Origin of the sequence: Bosea sp. AS-1 (genome assembly GCF_002220095.1) — a bacterium.
In the GTDB taxonomy this organism is placed as follows: domain Bacteria; phylum Pseudomonadota; class Alphaproteobacteria; order Rhizobiales; family Beijerinckiaceae; genus Allobosea.
Genome location: NZ_CP022372.1, coordinates 1,417,552 through 1,436,223, shown reverse-complemented (window position 1 = coordinate 1,436,223; position 18,672 = coordinate 1,417,552). Strand labels below are relative to the sequence as shown.

The 18,672-nt window shown below is 67.2% G+C and carries 25 protein-coding genes and 1 other RNA gene; 17 read left to right on the top strand and 9 right to left on the bottom strand.

Annotation, left to right across the window (positions count from 1 at the left end):
* Positions 1-28 precede the first annotated feature (28 nt).
* Together tilS and ybgF are read right to left on the bottom strand one after the other, a co-directional pair.
* Complete coding sequence (gene tilS, locus CE453_RS08425; RefSeq protein ID WP_198302295.1) at positions 29-1,084, bottom strand: tRNA lysidine(34) synthetase TilS; 1,056 nt, start codon at positions 1,082-1,084, stop codon at positions 29-31.
* Positions 1,081-2,016 carry a tol-pal system protein YbgF gene (gene ybgF / locus CE453_RS08420; RefSeq protein WP_089174179.1) on the bottom strand — a complete coding sequence of 312 codons (936 nt, stop codon included), beginning with the start codon at positions 2,014-2,016 and terminating at the stop codon, positions 1,081-1,083. The genes tilS and ybgF overlap by 4 nt, the downstream gene beginning before the upstream one ends.
* A 167-nt stretch (positions 2,017-2,183) precedes the next feature.
* Here ybgF and ssrS point away from each other — a divergent pair.
* The 4 genes from ssrS (at position 2,184) to CE453_RS08400 (ending at position 4,663) form a co-directional block, all read left to right on the top strand.
* Positions 2,184-2,341: non-coding RNA, 6S RNA (gene ssrS, locus CE453_RS08415), on the top strand.
* A gap of 6 nt (positions 2,342-2,347) precedes the next feature.
* On the top strand, positions 2,348-2,935 hold the full coding sequence (locus CE453_RS08410; protein ID WP_089177779.1) for a 5-formyltetrahydrofolate cyclo-ligase: 588 nt from the start codon (positions 2,348-2,350) through the stop codon (positions 2,933-2,935).
* Between the two features lie 55 nt (positions 2,936-2,990).
* Positions 2,991-3,815 (top strand): TIGR00282 family metallophosphoesterase, encoded by an 825-nt coding sequence (locus CE453_RS08405; protein ID WP_089174178.1) that lies wholly within the window; start codon positions 2,991-2,993, stop codon positions 3,813-3,815.
* 101 nt (positions 3,816-3,916) lie between these two features.
* Positions 3,917-4,663, top strand: coding sequence for a YebC/PmpR family DNA-binding transcriptional regulator (locus CE453_RS08400; RefSeq protein WP_089174177.1), 747 nt, complete (start codon positions 3,917-3,919; stop codon positions 4,661-4,663).
* 54 nt (positions 4,664-4,717) lie between these two features.
* On the opposite strand, the gene CE453_RS08395 is transcribed toward CE453_RS08400, so the two are convergent.
* Positions 4,718-5,533 (bottom strand): sulfite exporter TauE/SafE family protein, encoded by an 816-nt coding sequence (locus CE453_RS08395; RefSeq protein WP_089174176.1) that lies wholly within the window; start codon positions 5,531-5,533, stop codon positions 4,718-4,720.
* 117 nt (positions 5,534-5,650) lie between these two features.
* Between CE453_RS08395 and ruvC the strand changes: the two genes are divergently transcribed.
* The 12 genes from ruvC (at position 5,651) to tolB (ending at position 14,800) form a co-directional block, all read left to right on the top strand.
* Entirely contained in the window at positions 5,651-6,166 is a 516-nt protein-coding gene (gene ruvC, locus CE453_RS08390; RefSeq protein WP_089174175.1) for a crossover junction endodeoxyribonuclease RuvC, read from the top strand.
* Between the two features lie 25 nt (positions 6,167-6,191).
* Positions 6,192-6,809 (top strand): Holliday junction branch migration protein RuvA, encoded by a 618-nt coding sequence (ruvA, locus tag CE453_RS08385; protein ID WP_089174174.1) that lies wholly within the window; start codon positions 6,192-6,194, stop codon positions 6,807-6,809.
* Entirely contained in the window at positions 6,806-7,303 is a 498-nt protein-coding gene (locus CE453_RS08380; RefSeq protein ID WP_089174173.1) for a hypothetical protein, read from the top strand. The genes ruvA and CE453_RS08380 overlap by 4 nt, the downstream gene beginning before the upstream one ends.
* A gap of 23 nt (positions 7,304-7,326) precedes the next feature.
* The gene (ruvB, locus tag CE453_RS08375) at positions 7,327-8,352 is read left to right on the top strand and encodes a Holliday junction branch migration DNA helicase RuvB (RefSeq protein ID WP_089174172.1); all 1,026 of its coding nucleotides are present in this window, start codon (positions 7,327-7,329) and stop codon (positions 8,350-8,352) included.
* Between the two features lie 90 nt (positions 8,353-8,442).
* The gene (locus tag CE453_RS08370; protein WP_089174171.1) at positions 8,443-8,967 is read left to right on the top strand and encodes a DUF3828 domain-containing protein; all 525 of its coding nucleotides are present in this window, start codon (positions 8,443-8,445) and stop codon (positions 8,965-8,967) included.
* 68 nt (positions 8,968-9,035) lie between these two features.
* Positions 9,036-9,440 (top strand): tol-pal system-associated acyl-CoA thioesterase, encoded by a 405-nt coding sequence (gene ybgC, locus CE453_RS08365; RefSeq protein ID WP_089177778.1) that lies wholly within the window; start codon positions 9,036-9,038, stop codon positions 9,438-9,440.
* A 52-nt stretch (positions 9,441-9,492) separates the two neighbouring features.
* Entirely contained in the window at positions 9,493-10,152 is a 660-nt protein-coding gene (locus CE453_RS08360) for a TetR/AcrR family transcriptional regulator (RefSeq protein ID WP_089174170.1), read from the top strand.
* A 94-nt stretch (positions 10,153-10,246) separates the two neighbouring features.
* Positions 10,247-10,705, top strand: coding sequence for a DUF2852 domain-containing protein (locus CE453_RS08355; protein ID WP_089174169.1), 459 nt, complete (start codon positions 10,247-10,249; stop codon positions 10,703-10,705).
* 348 nt (positions 10,706-11,053) lie between these two features.
* The gene (gene tolQ, locus CE453_RS08350; RefSeq protein WP_089174168.1) at positions 11,054-11,764 is read left to right on the top strand and encodes a protein TolQ; all 711 of its coding nucleotides are present in this window, start codon (positions 11,054-11,056) and stop codon (positions 11,762-11,764) included.
* Between the two features lie 11 nt (positions 11,765-11,775).
* A complete protein-coding gene (locus CE453_RS08345) occupies positions 11,776-12,225 on the top strand; it encodes an ExbD/TolR family protein (RefSeq protein WP_089174167.1) in 450 nt (149 codons plus the stop codon).
* Positions 12,226-12,254: 29 nt separating this feature from the next.
* Positions 12,255-13,460 (top strand): cell envelope integrity protein TolA, encoded by a 1,206-nt coding sequence (gene tolA / locus CE453_RS08340; protein ID WP_248308000.1) that lies wholly within the window; start codon positions 12,255-12,257, stop codon positions 13,458-13,460.
* A 65-nt stretch (positions 13,461-13,525) separates the two neighbouring features.
* Entirely contained in the window at positions 13,526-14,800 is a 1,275-nt protein-coding gene (tolB, locus tag CE453_RS08335) for a Tol-Pal system beta propeller repeat protein TolB (protein WP_089177776.1), read from the top strand.
* Between the two features lie 80 nt (positions 14,801-14,880).
* On the opposite strand, the gene CE453_RS08330 is transcribed toward tolB, so the two are convergent.
* From CE453_RS08330 to CE453_RS08315, 4 genes are all read right to left on the bottom strand, one after another.
* Entirely contained in the window at positions 14,881-15,681 is an 801-nt protein-coding gene (locus CE453_RS08330; RefSeq protein ID WP_089174166.1) for an aldolase, read from the bottom strand.
* 148 nt (positions 15,682-15,829) lie between these two features.
* Complete coding sequence (locus CE453_RS08325) at positions 15,830-16,060, bottom strand: hypothetical protein (protein ID WP_089174165.1); 231 nt, start codon at positions 16,058-16,060, stop codon at positions 15,830-15,832.
* Between the two features lie 41 nt (positions 16,061-16,101).
* Positions 16,102-16,521, bottom strand: coding sequence for an SRPBCC family protein (locus CE453_RS08320; RefSeq protein ID WP_089174164.1), 420 nt, complete (start codon positions 16,519-16,521; stop codon positions 16,102-16,104).
* Positions 16,518-16,841 (bottom strand): ArsR/SmtB family transcription factor, encoded by a 324-nt coding sequence (locus CE453_RS08315; RefSeq protein WP_089174163.1) that lies wholly within the window; start codon positions 16,839-16,841, stop codon positions 16,518-16,520. The genes CE453_RS08320 and CE453_RS08315 overlap by 4 nt, the downstream gene beginning before the upstream one ends.
* 314 nt (positions 16,842-17,155) lie before the next feature.
* On the opposite strand from CE453_RS08315, the gene pal reads away from it, so the two are divergent.
* Positions 17,156-17,671: a peptidoglycan-associated lipoprotein Pal gene (pal, locus tag CE453_RS08310; RefSeq protein WP_089174162.1), complete on the top strand. Its 516-nt coding sequence runs from the start codon at positions 17,156-17,158 to the stop codon at positions 17,669-17,671.
* An 85-nt stretch (positions 17,672-17,756) separates the two neighbouring features.
* Here the strand turns inward: pal and CE453_RS08305 are convergent, their stop codons facing one another.
* Entirely contained in the window at positions 17,757-18,125 is a 369-nt protein-coding gene (locus CE453_RS08305) for a cell division protein ZapA (RefSeq protein ID WP_089174161.1), read from the bottom strand.
* Between the two features lie 35 nt (positions 18,126-18,160).
* Positions 18,161-18,478 (bottom strand): DUF4164 family protein, encoded by a 318-nt coding sequence (locus CE453_RS08300; RefSeq protein WP_248307999.1) that lies wholly within the window; start codon positions 18,476-18,478, stop codon positions 18,161-18,163.
* Positions 18,479-18,672 lie beyond the last annotated feature (194 nt).

Genomic DNA, 18,672 nt, shown 5'->3' with positions numbered 1-18,672 from the left:
CGCAAGCGAAACCCGCGATGTCGCGGTATTATGATGTCGCAGGGTGAACACCACGCCGGCGCTGCCCCTCCTGACGCACGGCCAGCACGCCATCCCGGCCGAGCGTCAGGATACAGCCGGACAATGTCCGCCGCATGGCCGAACCATCCCGCTGCGCGGCAAGCAGCCCCGTGCCGCAGGCTTCGAGCCGCTCCAGCCGACCATAACTTTCGACCACCGGCGCAACTTCGTGCAGGGCCAGCGCGAGCACACGCAACACGATCTCCGCCGGCTCCTCCGCCAATCTCCGGAAATCGAGGCGCAGGCCGTTGTCGTCTCCCTTCGGCGAACGCCGCGCCGCCAGAACATCCGCGGCCCGTCGCGACAAGGCCTCCTCCTGCCGCGTCATGCGCGCTGCGAGGAGCCCGAGCCGCGCTGCGTCGAGCCCCTGCGCGGCCAGCAACGGCGCCAGCCCGCGCCAGCGCACGCGCTCGAAGCGCGGATCGGCATTGCTCGGGTCACGGGCGAAAGGCAGCCCGCGCGCCTCGGCCGTGGCCACGAGGCGTGCTTTCTCGATGCTCAGCAGCGGCCGGACGATAAGGACCTCCCCACGGCGCGAGCGTGGCTGCATGCCAGTGAGCCCGCTCGGCCCGGAGCCGTGGGCAAGCCGCATCAGCAGGGTCTCGGCCTGGTCGTCGAGCGTATGGGCGGTGACGACGGCCGCGCACCCCTGTCGCAAGGCTTCCTCCGCGAGGAGGTCGTAACGGGCGCGCCGCGCGGCGTCCTGAATGCCGGTTGCCGGTTTCGGCCCGGCCCACCGCAAGGTCGCATGAGGGACTCCGAGCCTGGCACAGAGCTCCGCGACCCGCTCGGCCTCGGCCGCGGCTTCGGGGCGCAATCCATGATCCACGGTCGCGGCATGAAGCGGAGGCCGGCCCGGCCCCCTGGCCCAATCGGCCAGCAATGCCAACAGCGCGACGGAATCCGGTCCACCCGAGATGGCCACGAGCAACCCCGACTCGCCCGCGAGCCCGTCAAAGACAACGCCGGCCTCGACGGGCGAGACCGGCGTCGCGGAGACGTCGAGGGGGCGAACCGCGCTCAAGCGCAGCCGGAGCGCCGCCGCTCGCGGCTGACGGCATTGCGCACGGCGCTCGAGGCCTGCGGGTAATCGATGCCGACCTTGGCATAGGTCGCACAGGCCTGCTCCTTGGCGCCGAGCCCGTTCAAGGCCATGCCGAGCCTGAGCAGGCTGTCCGGCGCCTTGGCCGAGCGTGGTGATTCCTTCGAGATCTTCAGGAACTGCTCCGCAGCCTCCCGATAGCGCTGGCGTTGCATATAGCTTTCGCCGAGCCAATAGGTGGCGTCGACCGCGAGCCGGTCACGCGGATAGCTCTGCAGGAATTGCCGGAAGCCCATCTCGGCCTGCTCATAGGCCCGGCGCTGGAGCGCCGAATAGGCGGAATCATAGGCCTCCTTGGCCGTCGCGGGGCCGCTCGCGGCGGCAACGCTCTGGCCACGCGGACCGGCGGCCACTGCACCCTGCTGCACCGGACGCCCGACGCCCTGCAGGTCGAGCGGCTGGCCGCTTGCCGGACCACCGGCATAATCATCCTCGATGATGCCGGTGATTCCGCCGCCGAGTTGCTGCGGCGCGCCGGCGGCGCCCTGCTGCGTCGTGGGGTCGAAGGCATCGCCGCGGCGCTGCCGCTGCGGCGTGCCGCCTGCGGGCGGGTTGGCGGGCGGCGGCGCTGAACCGGCAGAGGGACGGCCGCCACCGCCCTTTTCGTTCAGGCGGAAATCGACGTCCTGCTGGAAGCGGCTGAGCTGATCAGTCAGCCGCTTGTTCTCGAACTGGAGCTGCTCGATCTGGCCAGCCATCTGGCGCATCTGGTTTTCGAGCCGTGTGGTGCGCACCAGCAAATCGGCGGCATCCTGCGCGAAAGCCGGCACCGTGGCGCCGATCAGCCCCGCAGCGAGCGCGAGCGCCGGCCACGCCGGACGAACGAGGAAGCGGGCAAGGGAAGAGCCAGGCATCTGAAGCAAGCGGTCCTTAGCTGAAACTGAAACTGTCGCGCACGCGACTATAACATCCGCGCACCGCGGCCAAAATATGGACAACTTCATGGGCCGGCTGCGAAATTCGGGGAGCAACCATGAAAACGCCTCTGGCGCTTTGCCGGCCTCTTCCCTACATTGTCGAAGCGGGGCTGCCTGGTGCGTGAGAGACAGCATTCCCCGGGCCCATACGACTCCCTAGGGAGCTGTCCCTGACCGGATCCATCGGAACCGGACACACGGCGCCCACCTACTTTAGTAGGTGTCCCGGGATTCAAAACTCCACGGCCGAGGTGGCTCCGCAGCCTTCATGACGACGATCCTGGATACGCCCGCCACGCCCTCCCCCCAGAAGGCGGCGTTGCGCGCGCAGGCGCTCGCCCGCCGCGATGCGCTGGAGATCGACGATCGGCTCGAATGGGATCCCGAGATCGCTGCCCGGGTGCTTGCCCTGCCCGTCTGGAAAGACGCCGCCGGCCCGGTTTCTGCCTATTGGCCGATGCGTTCCGAGGCCGACCCCCGCCCGATCCTGGAAGAGCTGCATCGGCGCGGCCTGCCACTCGGCCTGCCCGCCATCGTCGCTAGGCGCATGATCTTTCGTCGCTGGGCGCCCTATGAGCCGATCGTACCCGGCGGCTTCGGCACGCTCGTTCCGGCGCCCGAGCAGCCCGAGGTCTCCCCGCGCATCCTCATCGTCCCGCTCGCCGCCTTCGACCGGCGCGGCTATCGCATCGGCTACGGCAAGGGCTATTACGACCGCGCCCTCTCCGAGCTGGGGCCGACCATAAGCATCGGCATCGCCTACGCGGCGCAGGAGATCGACGCCGTGCCGCAGGAGCCGCATGATCGGCCGCTCGACTGGATCGTCACCGAGCGCGAAACCATTCGCTGCGGTTGATTCCCGCGCTCCTTCGCGCGAGGGAGAAAGCCTTCACAGCTCGCGGATCGGTTTCATGCGTCTTCTCTTCCTCGGTGACATCGTCGGCCGCCCCGGCCGGATCGCGGTTCAGGAACGCCTGCCCAGTCTGCGCGAGGCCTGGAAGCTCGACTGTGTCGTCATCAACGGCGAGAATTCCGCCGGCGGCTTCGGCATCACCGAGGCGATCTGCGACGAGATCCTCGCCGCCGGCGCCGATGTCGTGACGCTCGGCAACCATTCCTGGGACCAGCGCGAAGCCCTCGTCTTCATCGAGCGGCAGGACCGGTTGATCCGCCCGGCCAACTACCCGCCCGGCACGCCCGGCCGGGGTGCGGCGGTGATCGAGGCGCGCAACGGCGCCCGCGTCCTTGTCGTCAACGTCATGGGCCGGCTCTTCATGGACCCGCTCGACGATCCCTTCGCCGCCGTCGAGCGCGAACTGGCCGCCTGCCCGCTCGGCGAGGTGGCGGATGCCGTCATCGTCGACGTCCATGCCGAAGCCACCAGCGAAAAGCAGGCGATGGCCTATTTCCTCGACGGCCGCGCCAGCCTCGTCGTCGGCACGCACACCCATGCACCGACATCCGACACGCGTATTCTGCCCGGCGGCACGGCCTTCCAGTCCGATGCCGGCATGTGCGGCGACTATGATTCCGTGCTCGGTATGCAGAAGGACGAACCGGTGCGCCGCTTCCTGCAGAAAGTGCCGGGCGCACGACTCGAGCCGTCGACGGGCGAAGGCACGCTGTCGGGCGTCGCCGTCGAGATCGACGACGCGACCGGCTTGGCCAAGGCGGTCTGGGCGGTCCGGATCGGCCCTCATCTCAGCCAGGCCATGCCGGAACCCTGGATTTCCTGACGACACCACCCCCTCCCCCGTCTTGCACGGAGCGGGAGGCGGCGCCTATAAGGCCGCCTTCCAGCAGTTTCCGCCGCAACCTTCGAAGGTAACGAGCTCCCATGGCCGGCCATTCACAGTTCAAGAACATCATGCACCGCAAGGGCAAGCAGGATGCGGTGCGCTCCAAGCTGTTCTCGAAACTGGCCCGCGAAATCACCGTCGCCGCCAAGATGGGCATGCCCGACATCAACATGAACCCGCGCCTGCGCATGGCAGTGCTCGCCGCGCGCGCCGAGAACATGCCGAAGGACAACATCCAGCGCGCCATCAACAAGGCCGCCGGCGGCGAAGGCGACAACTATGACGAGGTCCGCTACGAGGGCTATGGGCCCGGCGGCGCCGCCGTCATCGTCGAGGCGCTGACCGACAACCGCAACCGCACGGCCTCCGCCGTGCGCTCCTACTTCACCAAATCGGGCGGCGCGCTGGGCGAAAGCAACTCCGTCTCCTTCATGTTCAACCGCGTCGGCGAGATCAGCTATCCGCCGGAAGCGGGCGACGCCGACAAGGTGATGGAAGCGGCGATCGAGGCCGGCGCCGACGATGTCATCTCGGACGAGAACGGCCATACCATTCTCTGCGCCTTCGACAGCCTGAACGAGGTTTCCAAGGCGCTCGAAGCGGCGCTCGGCGCCCCGGCCTCTGCCAAGCCGGTCTGGCGGCCGACCACCACCGCCCCGCTCGACGAGGAGAAGGCGGCTTCGATGATGCGGCTGATGGAAGCCCTCGACAATGACGACGACGTCCAGAACGTCTTCGCCAATTTCGAGATCGCCGACGACATCATGGCGAAGCTGAGCGCCTGAACCAGCTCATCCACCGTCATCGCGAGCACAGCGACGCCATGACGGCGCGGTTTCCTACCGCCCCAGCAGCCCGTCCCAGAGCGGCAGGCTGAACAAGGCGCTGAGGAAGATCAGCAGATAGGCGCCGCGCCGGAAGGTCTGTTCGGAGGCGAGCCGGTAGCCATGCGTGCCGGCCCAGAGTCCGGCACCGTAGATCGCGAAGAGCGGCACCGCCATCACCAGCGCGCCCAGCGTCAGGATGCCCTTCCACCACAGGACGGTGCCGCTGACCAGCGTCGAGAGACCGAAGAAGGTCTGCATGTTCGCCCGCGTCTTGTGGCGGTCATTGCGCTGCGCGCCGAGCCAGAACACCGCGAGCGGCATGCCGCCGATCGAGGCCATGCCATTGCACAGACCCGACAGCCCACCGACCCCGAGCGAGAGCGGCACGCTCGGGCGCCCGTGATAGCGCCAGCCAGACGCCATCAGCGCCACGGCCGCGAGCACCAGCAGGGCGAGGATCCAGCGCATCGTCGCGCGGTCGAGCCAAGTCAGGAGCCAGACGCCGACAGGCAAGGCCAGCGTCGCCGTCAGCAGCAGCGGCAGGATTTCGGCCCACTCCGCCCGCCTGGCGCTGCGCGCCGCGATCGGCAGGGCGAAGGGCAGATCGATGAACCAGATCAACCCCAGCGCCGCCACCGGCCCGAGCACCATCGAGGCGAGCGGCATGAACACCATCGCGAAGCCGAAACCGGTGAAGCCGCGCACCAACCCGCCGAGCAGCGTCGCCCCCAGCAACACGGCGGTCGCCTCGCTCGTGAGGCCGGGCATGAACGAAGAGAGGCTGTACGGCATGGTCTCGACAGGTGGGAAGCTGATCCGGCGAACCATGCCCGCCGGTCCGGCGCAAGAACAGCTTTCCTTTTTGATGAAATCGATGAGGGGAATTCATCTCCGTCCCGGTTCCGCGCGGGACAAATCCGAAACATCCGCTAGGTTGGGCGCGTTATGGCACCTGCGATTCGCATCCTCGGCATCGACCCCGGCCTCCGCAAGACCGGCTGGGGCGTCGTCGTCTCGGAAGGCAGCAAGCTCTCCTTCCTCGCCTGTGGCTGCATCGAGAGCGACGGCAATCTCTCGCTCGGCGAGCGCCTGCGCCAGCTCCATGAGGGGATCGGAAAGGTGATCGCCGCGCACAAGCCGCACGAGGCCGCGGTGGAGGAAACCTTCGTCAACCGCGACCCGCAATCGGCGCTGAAGCTCGGCCAGGCTCGCGGGATCGCATTGGTGGTGCCGTCGCTCGCCGGCCTCAGCGTCGCCGAATACGCTGCCAATCTCGTCAAGAAGACGGTGGTCGGCGTCGGCCATGCCGACAAGAAGCAGGTTCAGGCGATGATCCGCGTGCTGCTGCCGAAGGCCGAGACCAGCTCCGCCGATGCGGCGGACGCACTCGCCGTCGCGATCTGTCACGCCCAGCATCGCGGCATGAGGGCTTTGGTCGCGCAGATGCGCGTGGCGGGCTGAGCGTGCTGGCCGGGGGAACGACATCATGATCGGCAAGCTCAAGGGCCTGATCGATTCCTATGGCGAGGACCACGTCATCATCGACGTGCAGGGCGTCGGCTATGTCGTGCAGTGCTCGTCGCGCACGCTGCAGCGCCTGCCCAGCCCGGGCGAAGCCGCGGTGCTCTCGATCGAGACTCATGTCCGCGAGGATGCGATCCGCCTCTACGGCTTCATGTCGGACACCGAACGCGACTGGTTCCGGCTGATGCAGGTCGTGCAGGGTGTCGGCGCCAAGGTCGCGCTTGCCATCCTCTCGACGCTCGATCCGGGCGGCCTCGCCACCGCGATCGCCACCAACGACAAGGCGGCGATCGCCCGCGCGCCCGGCGTCGGCCCCAAGCTGGCGCAGCGCCTGTGCGCGGAACTCAAGGACAAGGCGCCGGCCTTCGGCCATGTCGATCCGAGCCTCGCCCAGCTTTCCGGCGCCTTGGAGGACAGGAAGCTGCCGCAGCCGGTGGCCGATGCCGTCTCGGCGCTCGCCAATCTCGGTTACCCGCAGGCACAGGCGGTCGCGGCCGTCGCGGCTGCGGCAAAGGCCGCGGGCGATGGAGCCGGCACGGCGCAGCTGATCAAGCTCGGCCTCAAGGAGCTGGCGAAGTGACCGCCGGGATCGACCCGGGCGATCTCGAACTGCGCGTCGTCGCCGACAAGGGCGAGCTTCTCAAGATCATGATGGCGGCCTGGGGCTCGCACCGCATGATGATCGACCTCCATGTCTACGACGTCGCGGAGATCGATGCCCTCGGCCTCTACGAGCCCAGCGGGCGCACGGCCGCGCTGGCGAGCTGGACCAAGCGCGGCGAGACGGCCTATCTCTGCGCGCTGCATTCGCTGCGGCCCGGCGAAGGCGTCGCGATCCGCATGCTCGATGCGGTGATCGACGCGGCACGCGCGGCGGGCGCGCTCCGCCTCAAGGCCATGCTGACCAACGACAACATGCCGGGACTGACCTTCTATCAGCGTCGCGGCTTCCGCCTCTCGGGGCTTTATCTGGAAGCGATCGACGCTTATCGCTCGGTCGTGCCGACCATCATCAAGACGGGATACAAGGACATTCCGATCCACGACGCCATCGAGCTGGAGATCGCGCTGTGAGCGATCCAAAACGCTCCGGACTGATGACGGCCGAGCGCCGCGACGACGACAGCGAATCGTCGCTGCGGCCGCTCTCGCTGTCCGATTTTACCGGCCAGGCGGCGGCGCGCGCCAATCTCCAGGTCTTCATCAACGCCGCCCGCACCCGCGGCGATGCGCTCGACCATGTCCTCTTCGTCGGCCCTCCCGGCCTCGGCAAGACGACGCTGGCACAGATCGTCGCGCGCGAGCTCGGCGTCAATTTCCGCTCGACCTCCGGCCCGGTGATCGCCAAGGCCGGCGACCTCGCCGCTCAGCTCACCAATCTCGAGGAGCGCGACGTCCTCTTCATCGACGAGATCCACCGCCTCAACCCGGCGGTCGAGGAAATCCTCTATCCGGCGATGGAGGACTATCAGCTCGACCTGATCATCGGCGAAGGCCCGGCGGCCCGCTCGGTCAAGATCGACCTGCCCAAATTCACCCTCGTCGGCGCCACCACCCGCGCCGGTCTGCTGACCACGCCGCTGCGCGACCGCTTCGGCATCCCGATCCGCCTCCAGTTCTATACGGTCGAGGAATTGCAGGGCATCGTCTCCCGCGGAGCCCGCGTGCTCGGCGTGCCGATGTCCGACGACGGCGCCAACGAGATCGCCAAACGCTCACGCGGGACACCGCGCATCGCCGGGCGCCTGCTCCGGCGCGTGCGCGATTTCGCCATCGTCGATGGTGATCCGATCGTCACCCGCAAGGTCGCCGACAAGGCGCTCTCGCTGCTCGATGTCGACGCCATCGGCCTCGACCAGATGGACCGGCGCTATCTCACCACCGTCGCGGTCAATTTCGGCGGTGGCCCGGTCGGGATCGAGACCATCGCCGCCTCGCTTTCCGAGCCGCGCGACGCGATCGAGGAAATCATCGAGCCCTTCCTGCTGCAGCAGGGCTTCATCCAGCGCACACCGCGAGGCCGCCTGCTGACGCCGCACGCCTTCCGCCACCTCGGCATGCCCGAGCCGACGCGCGAGACGGCGCAGTTTGGGCTGTTTCAGGATGACGAGGACGAGAACTAGCGGCGTCCTTCTGCGTCGCCCCGTCTCCGAAGGCGGATCGGCAGGTACCGTCCCGCTTCACCGTCGCAGACCAACGCCCGGAATCTCGATATGCACACGCTCACCCTCATCGGCAGCGCAGCGATCGGCCTCTCGCTTGCGACCGCCCCTGCCCTGGCCGACGACACGACGCCGTCCGGGCCGGTAAGGGACGCCTACGCCATCACGGTCAAGACGCTCGCCGGCCGTGGTGCGCCGCCGTGGCGCCCGCCCCATCGCGACAAGCTGCTGAGCAAGAGCCTTGCCGCCCTCTTCGCGCGCGACGACGTCTATCAGGACGAAGCGGGCGAGATGGGGCATATCGGTGCCGACCCGTTCATCAACGGCCAGGACGGCGAGGTGAAGAAGCTGAACTTCGACACGATCCCCGTGGCAGCCGGCAAGGCTACGGTGCTGGCGAATTTCAGCAGCTTCGGCAAGCCGATGGTCGTCACATTCAAGATGCTGCGCGAGAATGGCGGCTGGCGCATCGACGACATCGTCAACACCTTCGAGGGCAAGGACTATTCGGTCCGCGAGCAGCTTTCGCAGCCCTATGACTGCGGCTCCTTCATGGGCAAGCCCTGCAAGCGCTGAGCCCGGCCGCCACCCGTCTGTCTCACGGCGATTTGCCCGTGAGGCTTTGGGTCTGTATGCCGGCCGCCATGAGCAGCCCTCACCAGATCACCGTCCGCGTCTACTATGAAGACACCGACTTCTCCGGCGTGGTCTATCACGCCTCCTATCTGCGCTTCATGGAGCGCGGCCGCACCGAGCTGATCCGCGCGCTTGGCGTCGAGCAGCGTGAGCTCTTTGACGGCGAAACGGCGCTCGGCTTTGCCGTCCGCAAGATGACGATCGACTTCCTGCGTCCGGCCGTGATGGACGACCTGCTGACGGTCGAAACTCGCTGCACCGAGGCGCGTGGCGCCACCATGGATCTCGAGCAGCGCGTCCTGCGTGGCGACGAGGTGCTGATCGCGGCCGCGGTCAAGGTCGCCTGCGTCGACGGCGGCCGGGCGCGCCGCATTCCGGACGGGTTGCGCAAACGGCTGATGCTCGACGACTGATCATGAAGATCGTCATCGACGCCAGCCTTCGCCGCATGTTAGCGCTCTTAACATGAGCTGGAAGCGCGACCGCCCCGAAACGCCCCGCGGCTATCACCACGGCAACCTCAAGGAGGAGCTGGTGAAGGCCGCGCTCGGGCTGATCGGCGAGAAGGGACCGAACGGCTTCACCTTCGCCGAAGCCGCGCGCATGGCCGGCGTCAGCCCCGCCGCGCCCTATCGGCACTTCCGTGATCGCGATGAGTTGCTGGCCGATGTCGCCGCACGCGGTTTCCAGGCCTTCGAGGCGACGCTGGCGCGCGCCTGGGAGCAGGGTCGCCCCGATCCGGAGACGGCCTTCCACCGGCTCGGCCGCGCCTATCTCGCCTTCGCCCATGACGAGCCGGCCTATTACTCCGCCATGTTCGAGGCAGGCGTCCCGCTCGATGCCAGCCCCGAATTGCGCGCCGCCGCCGACCGCGCCTTTGCCAATCTGCGCCAGGCCGCGGAAGCGCTGATCGCGAGGCTGCCGCAGAACAAGCGCCCGCCCGCTCTGATGATGGCGCTGCATATCTGGGCGATGTCGCACGGCATTGCCGCGCTGTTCGGCCGAGCCGATGGCGGGCGCCGGCCCTTGCCGATGTCGGCCGCCGAGCTGCTCGAAGCCGGCATGCTGATCTATCTCCAGGGCCTCGGCATCGGCCCGGAAACCGCCTCGCCGCCAACGGCCTGATGAATTTTGAAAGAGGCATTCTTGACAAGTCGGAGCGTCGCGCGCATCTATGTAAATGTGATTTACATTCACGCCTTGTCATGGTGAGGGAGCAATGCCGATCGTCGAGAAGCTGGACGAATATGGGAAGGGAGCCTGGATCGCCTTCGCGGTTCTCGGCTTCATCGTGTTCTGGCCGCTGGGTCTGGCGACCCTGGCCTTTCTTTTCTGGAGTGGACGCATGGGTTGTGGATACGCGAGGGACCGCTACGAGCATCGGATGAGCCGTCTGCAGGACAAGATGGACCGCATACGCGAGCGCATGGCTGGCCGCGACGGCCGCGGTTTCGGCGGTGGCTTCGGTGGCTGGGGCCGCGAGCCTTCGAGTGGTAACCGCGCCTTCGACGAGTACCGCAGCGAGACGCTGCGCCGGCTCGAGGACGAGCAGCGCGAGTTCCACGACTTCCTGGGCCGTCTGCGCATGGCCCGCGACAAGGCTGAGTTCGATCAGTTCATGGCGGAGCGCCGCAACAACCCGCCTGCCAATCCCCCGGCCCAGCCCGACGCGGCCTGAGGCCCGGCAAAACCCCACAATCAACGCGCGAAACGAGCCCGCCCCGGCCAACCGGGGCGGGCTTTCTGTTGCCCTCGGCGCGATCCGGCCGCCCGTCGGCCTTCCCGTATACCCGACATTAACCTTGCTGGGGTCTTAACTCGACCCGGAGCATGTGTTCCGTGGGAAACCCCGTTTCGGCCCATCTTTCGCCGGATTCACGCGCGAAAGACGGGATACGGCATTTCCCCGGATCGCGAAACGGGCGGCGGCGTGGGTCTCCCGCGACGCGAGCGGCGGGGTTTGGATCGGAGCCCGGGCTCTGGACCGGACAGCCGATCGCACCGCCTGGGTTGGAAGGATGACAGGATGAACCCCGCCGACGTCGCGCAGGCTGCGCCGCAGATCGACATGTCGTTCTGGACGCTGTTCTGGCACGCCCATATCGTCGTCAAGCTGGTCATGCTCGGCCTGCTCGGCGCCTCGGTCTGGTGCTGGTCGATCATCATCGACAAGACGCTACTCTACCGGCGCACGCGCCGCGACATGGATCAGTTCGAGGAAGTGTTCTGGTCGGGCCGCTCGCTCGAGGAGCTCTACCGCGACCTCGCCAGCAAGCCGGTCAACGACATGGGCGCCGTCTTCGTCGCGGCGATGCGGGAGTGGAAGCGCTCCTTCGAGAATGGCGGGCGTTCGGTCGCCAGCCTGTCCCAGCGCATCGACAAGGTGCTGGACGTTACCATCCAGCGTGAGACCGAACGGCTCGAATCGAAGCTGCTCGTGCTTTCGACCATCGCCTCGGCCGCTCCCTTCATCGGCCTGTTCGGCACGGTCTGGGGCATCATGACCTCCTTCACCGCCATCGCGGTCTCGAAGAACTCCTCGCTCGCCGTGGTCGCGCCCGGCATTGCCGAAGCGCTCTTCGCCACTGCTATCGGCCTCTTCGCCGCGATCCCGGCGCTGATGGCCTACAACAAGCTCCAGGCCGAGGTCGCCAAGGCTCAGGGGCGCCTCGAAGCTTTCGCCGACGAGTTCTCCGCGATCCTGTCGCGGCAGATCGACGAGCGCATGGCGGCGTGAGGGCGTAAGCGATGGGAATGTCCGCAACCGCAGGGGCGCAGGGCGGAGGCCGCCGGGGCCGGCGCGCGCGCCGTCACCGCGCCATCGCCGAGATCAATATGACGCCGTTCATCGACGTCATGTTGGTGTTGCTCATCATCTTCATGGTCGCCGCCCCGCTGATCGCGACCGGCGTGCCGCTCGATCTGCCGCAGACCGGAGCGAAGCCGATCAATGTCGACCAGAAGCCGGTCACGATCGCCATCGATGGCAAGGGCCAGATCTTCCTTCAGGACGAGCCGACGCTCGAGCCAGACATCGTCACCAAGCTGCAGAGCCTCGCCAAGCAGGGTTTCGATGAGCGCATCTATGTGCGCGCCGACAAGCTGGTCGATTACGGCCGCGTCGCATCGGTCATGTCGACCATCACCGCCGCCGGCTTCAAGCGGGTCGCGCTGGTGACGGAACCGGCCGCCCGCTGAGGACGGTGGAAGTAAGGGTACGTAAGGGCGTGAAGCTTTCGACCTCCGAACCTGGCATGCTGGTGTCGGCGCTCGGCCATGTGACGGCGCTTGTCGTCGGGCTGATTGCGTTCTCGTCACCGTCGCCGCTGCCGGAGCATCAGGAAGCGATTGCCGTCGAGCTCGTCGACCCGAATGCGCTGAACCAGGTCACGCGTGGCGAGCGCAACGCGGAAAAGGTTCAGGAGAAGCCGACCCCGCGCGCCGAGCGCCAGTCCGACACGGTCGAGAACAAGGAAGCCGGCGAGGCCAAGGCCGACAACCCGGCTCCGCCCTCGCGCCCACCCGAGCTGAAGACGGCCGAGGCCGACGCCTCGGCGCCGATGCCGCCGGCCCGCCCGGTCGAGCAGCCCAAGCCCGAGGTTAAGCCGCCGGAACCCGCAAAACAGCCGCCGCAGAAGAACGAGGCTGCTGCCGCGCGCGAGGCCGAGCAGAAGCGCGAAGAACTCGCCAAGCTGGCCGAGGAGGCCGAGCTCGCCTCCAAGGCGAAGCAGGCCGAGGAAGAGGCCAAGGCCGCCGCCAAGGCGAAGGCCGAGGCCGAAGCGCAGGCGAAGAAGGCGGCAGAAGCGAAAGCGAAGGCCGAGGCGCTCGCCAAGGCGGAGGCCGAGAAGGCCGCCAAGGAAAAGGCCGAGGCCATCGCGAAGGCCAAGGCCGAAGCCGAGCAGAAGGCGAAGATCGCCGCCGAGGCCAAGGCCAAGCAGGAGGCCGAGGCCAAGGCGAAGAAGGAAGCCCAGCTCGCCAAGAACTTCAATCCCAGCGACATCGAGCGGCTGCTGCAGTCGAAGGAAAAAGCGCAGTCGACCGGCGCCTCGGCGCCGCAGATCAACCGCACCGCCTCGCTCGGCACCCGGACCGGCTCCTCGCAGAAGCTCAGTCCCTCGCTGCGCGCCCAGCTCATCGGCATCATCCAGGATCAGCTGCTGAAATGCTGGAACGTGCCCATCGCGCTCGCCAACGCGCATGGCGGCGGCAATATCGTGCCGTCGGTGCGCATGAAGCTCAACACGGACGGCTCGCTCGCCGGTCAGCCCGGCGTGATCAACTCCTCAGCCGATCCGCTTTTCCGCGTCGCCGCCGATTCGGCGCTGACTGCGACCCGCCGCTGCGCGCCGTTGCGCATCCCGGCTCAATTCGCCGCCTACTATGACGACTGGCGTGATGTCGTCGTCAATTTCGACGCAAGGGACGTACTGTGACCCTGATCGACCGCAAGCCCCTCCCCTTCCTTTCCGCGGCCCCGACACGCCGAGGCCTTCTCGCCATGGCCGGCGCCAGCCTGCTCGTGCCCGCGGCGGCGCGCGCCGAACTCGTCATCGACCTGCGCGGCGGGTCCTTCCAGCCGATGCCGATCGCGATCGCCGACTTCGCCGGCGACGGCGGCGTGCTGGTCTCCGGCGTCATCACCAACAACCTGAAGCGCTGCGGCTATTTCCTGCCGATCGACAAGGGCCGCTTCCCGGAGAAGAATCCGCCCTTCGACGCCGCGCCGCAATTCCAGGCCTGGCAGGCTGCCGGGGTGCAGGCGCTGGTGACGGGTCGCGTCGCGCGCGAGGCCGGCCGCATCCGCGCCGAGTTCCGCCTCTGGGACGTCGCCACCGGTACCCAGACCGACGGCCAGCAGTATTTCACCGACCCGAGCAACAGCCGTCGCGTCGGCCACATCATCTCGGATGCGATCTTCTCCAAGATCACCGGTCTCGGCGGCTTCTTCGACACCCGCGTCGTCTTCGTCGACGAATCCGGCACCAAGGAGAACCGGCGCAAGCGTCTCGCCATCATGGATCAGGACGGCGCCAATGTGCGCTACCTGACCAATGGGGAGGTCTCGGTGGTGACGCCGCGCTATTCGCCGGTGGGGCAGGACGTGACCTTCATGACCCAGCGCCATGGCGAGCAGCCGCGCGTGCAGGTGCTCAACATCGAGACCGGCCAGCGCCAGATCGTCGGCAACTTCCCCGACATGACCTCGAGCCCGCGATTCGCGCCGAACGGCCAGCGCATCGTGCTGTCGCTCCAGCAGGGCGGCAACGCCAATCTCTATGCCATCGACATCGCTTCGCGCTCGACGACGCGGCTGACCTCGACGGCGGCGATCGATACCTCGCCCTCCTATTCGCCCGACGGTTCGAAGATCGTCTTCGAAAGCGACCGCGGCGGCCAGCAGCAGCTCTATGTGATGGGCGCCGGCGGCGGCGAGGCCCAGCGTATCTCCTTCGGCCAGGGCCGCTACTCGCAGCCTTCCTGGTCGCCGCGTGGCGACCTCATCGCCTTCACGCGCCAGGGCAGCGGCGGCTTCGCCATCGGCGTGATGCGCCCCGACGGCTCGGGCGAGCGCATCCTGACCGAGGGCTTCCACAACGAGGCCCCGAACTGGGCGCCCAACGGCCAGTACCTGATGTTCTTCCGCGACCCGGGCGGCGAGACCGGCGGCAAGCTCTACATGGTCGACATCACCGGCCGCGTCGAAGTGCCCGTGCCGACCCCGGCCTATGCCTCCGACCCGACCTGGTCGCCGCTGCTCAGCGGCGCGCGCTGACGCGGGCCCAGCTGGATCGCCTGATTTGAGAAGCCGCCCGATAGATGTCGGGCGGTTTTTCCATGTGCGGAGGCGACCGCTCAGTCGCGATAGGCCGGCTCCTCCGCGTCGAGCTGCCGGCGGATCGAGGCCAGGTGCAGCCGCGCCGATTCCGCATCGCCCTCGCGCATCTGCCGATAGGCCGCTTCCGCGATCTCCGGCTTGACCGGCAGGACCTGGCGCCCCGTCGAGAGCGCGAGCGCCTGCACCTCGCAGGCACGCTCGAGATAGTAGAGATCGTCCCAGGCCTCGGCGATCGTCGGCCCGAGCACCATCACCCCGTGATGCTTCATGAAGACGATATCGGCCTCGCCGACCGCAGCGGCGATGCGGTCGCCCTCACGCTCGTCCAGGGCGAGGCCGTTATAGTCATGATCGACCGCCGTACGTCCGTAGAACTTCAGCGCCGTCTGCCCCGCGAAGATCAACGGTTCGCCTTCGGTCATCGAGAGCGCCGTGGCGTAGGGCATATGGGTGTGGAAGGCGACTTTCGCGCGCGGGACGTTCTTGTGGATTCGGGCATGAATGTAGAAGGCGGTGGCTTCCGGCTGGCCTTCGCCGGAGACGACCTGCCCGTGGAAATCGCAGATCAGCAGCCTGGAGGCCGTCAGCTCCCGGAAGGCCCAGCCATAGGGATTGACGATGAACAGGTCGTCATAGCCTGGCACCAACGCCGAGAAATGATTGCAGATGCCCTCCTCGAAGCCGTAGCGCGCCGCCATCCGGAAGGTCGCGGCGAGATCGCGGCGGGCCTCCCACACCACCTCCGAATCGAGATCCGGCTGATTGGGGCCGCGCGCAGGCACCGCGCTCGAAACACCAGGCTTGAGGGAATGGGCCATCGCGGTCTCCAGTCAGGGCAGGACAGCGAACCGAAGCAAGCTCCGGGCCGCCGGACAAGGCCACCACGATAAGCCGGAGGCGACGAAAGATGCGCTGCAATTGCGTATCCCTCTTGCGCGTTTCTTGCGCCCCGCAACCTTAAGCCGCTTACCGCCGGAGGTTCTTGGCGTCTCCCTCGGCCCGCCGCCTGCCCACATAAGGCAGGATGAACATGTAGAGCCCGCTGAACAACAGCAGGAATAGCGGAAGCAGCGGCGAATAAACGATCCATGCCGGCGGCTCCCCGCGCGCCATGGCGGCGAAATTCGCGACGACGGTGACTGTGAAGATGATCGACAGCCAGCGATGGCCCTGCCTGATCCAAGCGCTCCAAGCCATGGAATCCCCTTTTCAAACGTGTTGAAGCGAAGCAGCAGGTTTCAGCCGCTGCGCGCCACGACTTCTTCCAGCTTCGCGAAGAACTGTTGCCAGCCGGCCTTGGCCCCGCCGAAGGCCTGCTTCTGCTCCGGCCGGAAGCCCGCCTGCTCCATGCGCAGGAGCGTACCTTTCGACGAAGGGGTGAGCGTGAAGGTCACCACGCTCTGAAGAGCGTAGGCCGCGTCGTCATGGGCGAAGTTCCAAGTATAGGACAGCGATCGGTTCGGCTCGACCGCGAGAACCTCGCAATCCAGCACGCCGCCCCAATCGCCGCTCAGATTGAAGCGGTGCCCGACGATCGGCGAGAAATCGTTCTTCATCAGCCATTCCGCGATCAGGTGCGGCTGCGTCAGCGCACGCCAGATCTTCTCGGGTGGATGGGGCATCTCCCGCTCGACGACGACGGAGCGCGTTTCGGTCATTGGTCCATCCTCTTCAGCAAATCTTCGAGATCGTCGAACCGGCTCTCCCAATACCCGGCCATCCGGTTCGTCCAATCGGTCAAGGAGGAAAGCGCGCCGAGCTGCGCGCTGTAATGCGTCTGCCGCCCCTCATGACGGTCCCGCACCAGCCCCGCCTGTTTCAGCACGGCGAGGTGCTTTGAGACCGCGGGCTGCGAGACACCGGCCTGTGCCGTCAGCACCGCGACGGTCTGCTCCCCCTCGCGGCACAGGCGTTCGAAAATGCCGCGCCGGGTGGGATCGGCGAGTGTCTTGAAGAGCAGGTCGGGCGCATCCGGCATCTAAAACCCATAACCAAGCAGCTATGAGTTAATCCATAACCAAAGAGCTATGTATCGGTCAACCGGAATCTGGCAGCCCTCATTCCGGACGCGGTCATCGCCGACCGCCGTCACTGTGCCCCCTGAGCCACAGCCAAGGCCGCAAACGGTCCTTCGCCACATTTGGTTAACCATACGCCGCAATGCCGCCACTTCGCCTTGTTCTGGCAAGGTCTCGTTTAGGTTGACGCTTCATTGATGGGACAAGTGCAAGGCCCTCCCTGAAGCAGGCGCCGAGAAAACCAGACCCAGATCAGATCGCCCGGAGTCCAGCCATGTTGACCACCCTCTTCGCCGGCGGCCGCACCGTCCGCTTCGCCGCCGCCATCGCCGCGACGCTCGCGCTGGGCGCCTGCGCCAACAACCAGAATGCGGATGCCAATGGTTCGGGCTTCGGCGCCGGTGGCGCGGCCACCCCGGGCAGCGCGCAGGACTTCGTCGTCAATGTCGGCGACCGCGTCTTCTTCGAGACCGACTCCACCGATCTCACCTCGACCGCCACCGCGACCCTCGACAAGCAGGCCCAGTGGCTGCAGCGCTATCCGCGCTACACCTTCGTCGTCGAGGGCCACGCCGATGAGCGCGGCACCCGCGAGTACAACTATTCGCTCGGCGCCCGCCGCGCCCAGACGGTGCGCGACTACCTCGCCTCGCGCGGCATCCAGTCCAACCGCATCCGCACCATTTCCTACGGCAAGGAGCGCCCCGTGGCGGTCTGCAACGATATCTCCTGCTGGTCGCAGAACCGTCGCGCCGTGACGGTGCTGGACGGTGCCGGCGGCAACTCCTGATCGGCTGCGAAAGCCTGAAAATGCGAAGCCCCGGACGCCAGCGTCCGGGGCTTTTTTCATGAGCGGATGGCAGGACGCCTTTGCTTCACCCTACCGGCGCCGGGATCAGGCTCCGCGCCACGCCCTCGATCCGTTCGGCCGCCGCGACGAGCGCTTCCGCAGCCCGATCCTCGACCTCGCTGAGCCGCTGGTCGGCCGCTCCGGCATCGCCCTGCGTCGCCGCCAGGTCGTTCTCCAGCCGAGCGAGGCGCTGCTTCAGCTCCGAGACCTCGTCCGCCACCATCAGCGCCGCCATGACGTGCAGGCGCATGTCGCCGATCTCGCCGAAAGCCTGCCGCATCTCGCTGATCTTCTCGTCATAGAGGCGTGCGAGCTCCTCCAGATGGGCTTCCTCGCCCTCCCCGCATGCCATGCGATAGGCCTTGCCGGCGATCGTGACATTGACTTGCGGCATTGCCTCTCCTTCTCATCCCGGCCTGCGCGGAGACGTCATTCCGTCTCCTCGGTCTCGACCTCCGCCGGCTGTTGTGCCTGCACGCGCTCGATCACGGCGCCGATCACGTTCATCGCCCGCGTCAGGCGCTGGTCGACGTCGTTCGCCGCGGTCTCGACATGGCCGAGCCGGGCCACGGTGCCGTCGAGCTCGGCCGCCAGCCGCGCCCGGTCGTCCTGCATCAGCGCCAGTTCGGTCTCCAGATTGGCCCGGCCGCGCTCGGCCTCGATCCGTCGCCGTGCTGCCGCTTCCAGCTGCCCCAGCGCCGCATCGAGACGGGCCAGCGCATTGTCCAGCATCAGGCTCGCCACCATCGCTCTCCTTTCAGATCGAAGCCGGCTCACGCGATTCGTGCCCGAATTTACAGCAGAAACGCGGAAAACGGGAATCCGCTCCAGCCTGAAACCCGCGATTGCCAAGGGTTTGTCCACATGCGCTGAAGCAACGCTTCCGGAAACCGCTGTGGCACGGGCGTTTTGCGGCATGAAACCGGCCCGCGAGAATTGAC

Excerpts from the sequence above, each read along its gene's own strand:
- ybgF (WP_089174179.1), bottom strand. The coding sequence starts at position 2,016 with ATGCCTGGCTCTTCCCTTGCCCGCTTCCTCGTTCGTCCGGCGTGGCCG.
- CE453_RS08410 (WP_089177779.1), top strand. The coding sequence starts at position 2,348 with ATGACGACGATCCTGGATACGCCCGCCACGCCCTCCCCCCAGAAGGCG.
- CE453_RS08405 (WP_089174178.1), top strand. The coding sequence starts at position 2,991 with ATGCGTCTTCTCTTCCTCGGTGACATCGTCGGCCGCCCCGGCCGGATC.
- CE453_RS08400 (WP_089174177.1), top strand. The coding sequence starts at position 3,917 with ATGGCCGGCCATTCACAGTTCAAGAACATCATGCACCGCAAGGGCAAG.
- CE453_RS08395 (WP_089174176.1), bottom strand. The coding sequence starts at position 5,533 with ATGGTTCGCCGGATCAGCTTCCCACCTGTCGAGACCATGCCGTACAGC.
- ruvC (WP_089174175.1), top strand. The coding sequence starts at position 5,651 with ATGGCACCTGCGATTCGCATCCTCGGCATCGACCCCGGCCTCCGCAAG.
- ruvA (WP_089174174.1), top strand. The coding sequence starts at position 6,192 with ATGATCGGCAAGCTCAAGGGCCTGATCGATTCCTATGGCGAGGACCAC.
- ruvB (WP_089174172.1), top strand. The coding sequence starts at position 7,327 with ATGACGGCCGAGCGCCGCGACGACGACAGCGAATCGTCGCTGCGGCCG.
- CE453_RS08370 (WP_089174171.1), top strand. The coding sequence starts at position 8,443 with ATGCACACGCTCACCCTCATCGGCAGCGCAGCGATCGGCCTCTCGCTT.
- ybgC (WP_089177778.1), top strand. The coding sequence starts at position 9,036 with ATGAGCAGCCCTCACCAGATCACCGTCCGCGTCTACTATGAAGACACC.
- CE453_RS08360 (WP_089174170.1), top strand. The coding sequence starts at position 9,493 with ATGAGCTGGAAGCGCGACCGCCCCGAAACGCCCCGCGGCTATCACCAC.
- CE453_RS08355 (WP_089174169.1), top strand. The coding sequence starts at position 10,247 with ATGCCGATCGTCGAGAAGCTGGACGAATATGGGAAGGGAGCCTGGATC.
- tolQ (WP_089174168.1), top strand. The coding sequence starts at position 11,054 with ATGAACCCCGCCGACGTCGCGCAGGCTGCGCCGCAGATCGACATGTCG.
- CE453_RS08345 (WP_089174167.1), top strand. The coding sequence starts at position 11,776 with ATGGGAATGTCCGCAACCGCAGGGGCGCAGGGCGGAGGCCGCCGGGGC.
- tolB (WP_089177776.1), top strand. The coding sequence starts at position 13,526 with ATGGCCGGCGCCAGCCTGCTCGTGCCCGCGGCGGCGCGCGCCGAACTC.
- CE453_RS08330 (WP_089174166.1), bottom strand. The coding sequence starts at position 15,681 with ATGGCCCATTCCCTCAAGCCTGGTGTTTCGAGCGCGGTGCCTGCGCGC.
- CE453_RS08325 (WP_089174165.1), bottom strand. The coding sequence starts at position 16,060 with ATGGCTTGGAGCGCTTGGATCAGGCAGGGCCATCGCTGGCTGTCGATC.
- CE453_RS08320 (WP_089174164.1), bottom strand. The coding sequence starts at position 16,521 with ATGACCGAAACGCGCTCCGTCGTCGTCGAGCGGGAGATGCCCCATCCA.
- CE453_RS08315 (WP_089174163.1), bottom strand. The coding sequence starts at position 16,841 with ATGCCGGATGCGCCCGACCTGCTCTTCAAGACACTCGCCGATCCCACC.
- pal (WP_089174162.1), top strand. The coding sequence starts at position 17,156 with ATGTTGACCACCCTCTTCGCCGGCGGCCGCACCGTCCGCTTCGCCGCC.
- CE453_RS08305 (WP_089174161.1), bottom strand. The coding sequence starts at position 18,125 with ATGCCGCAAGTCAATGTCACGATCGCCGGCAAGGCCTATCGCATGGCA.
- CE453_RS08300 (WP_248307999.1), bottom strand. The coding sequence starts at position 18,478 with ATGGTGGCGAGCCTGATGCTGGACAATGCGCTGGCCCGTCTCGATGCG.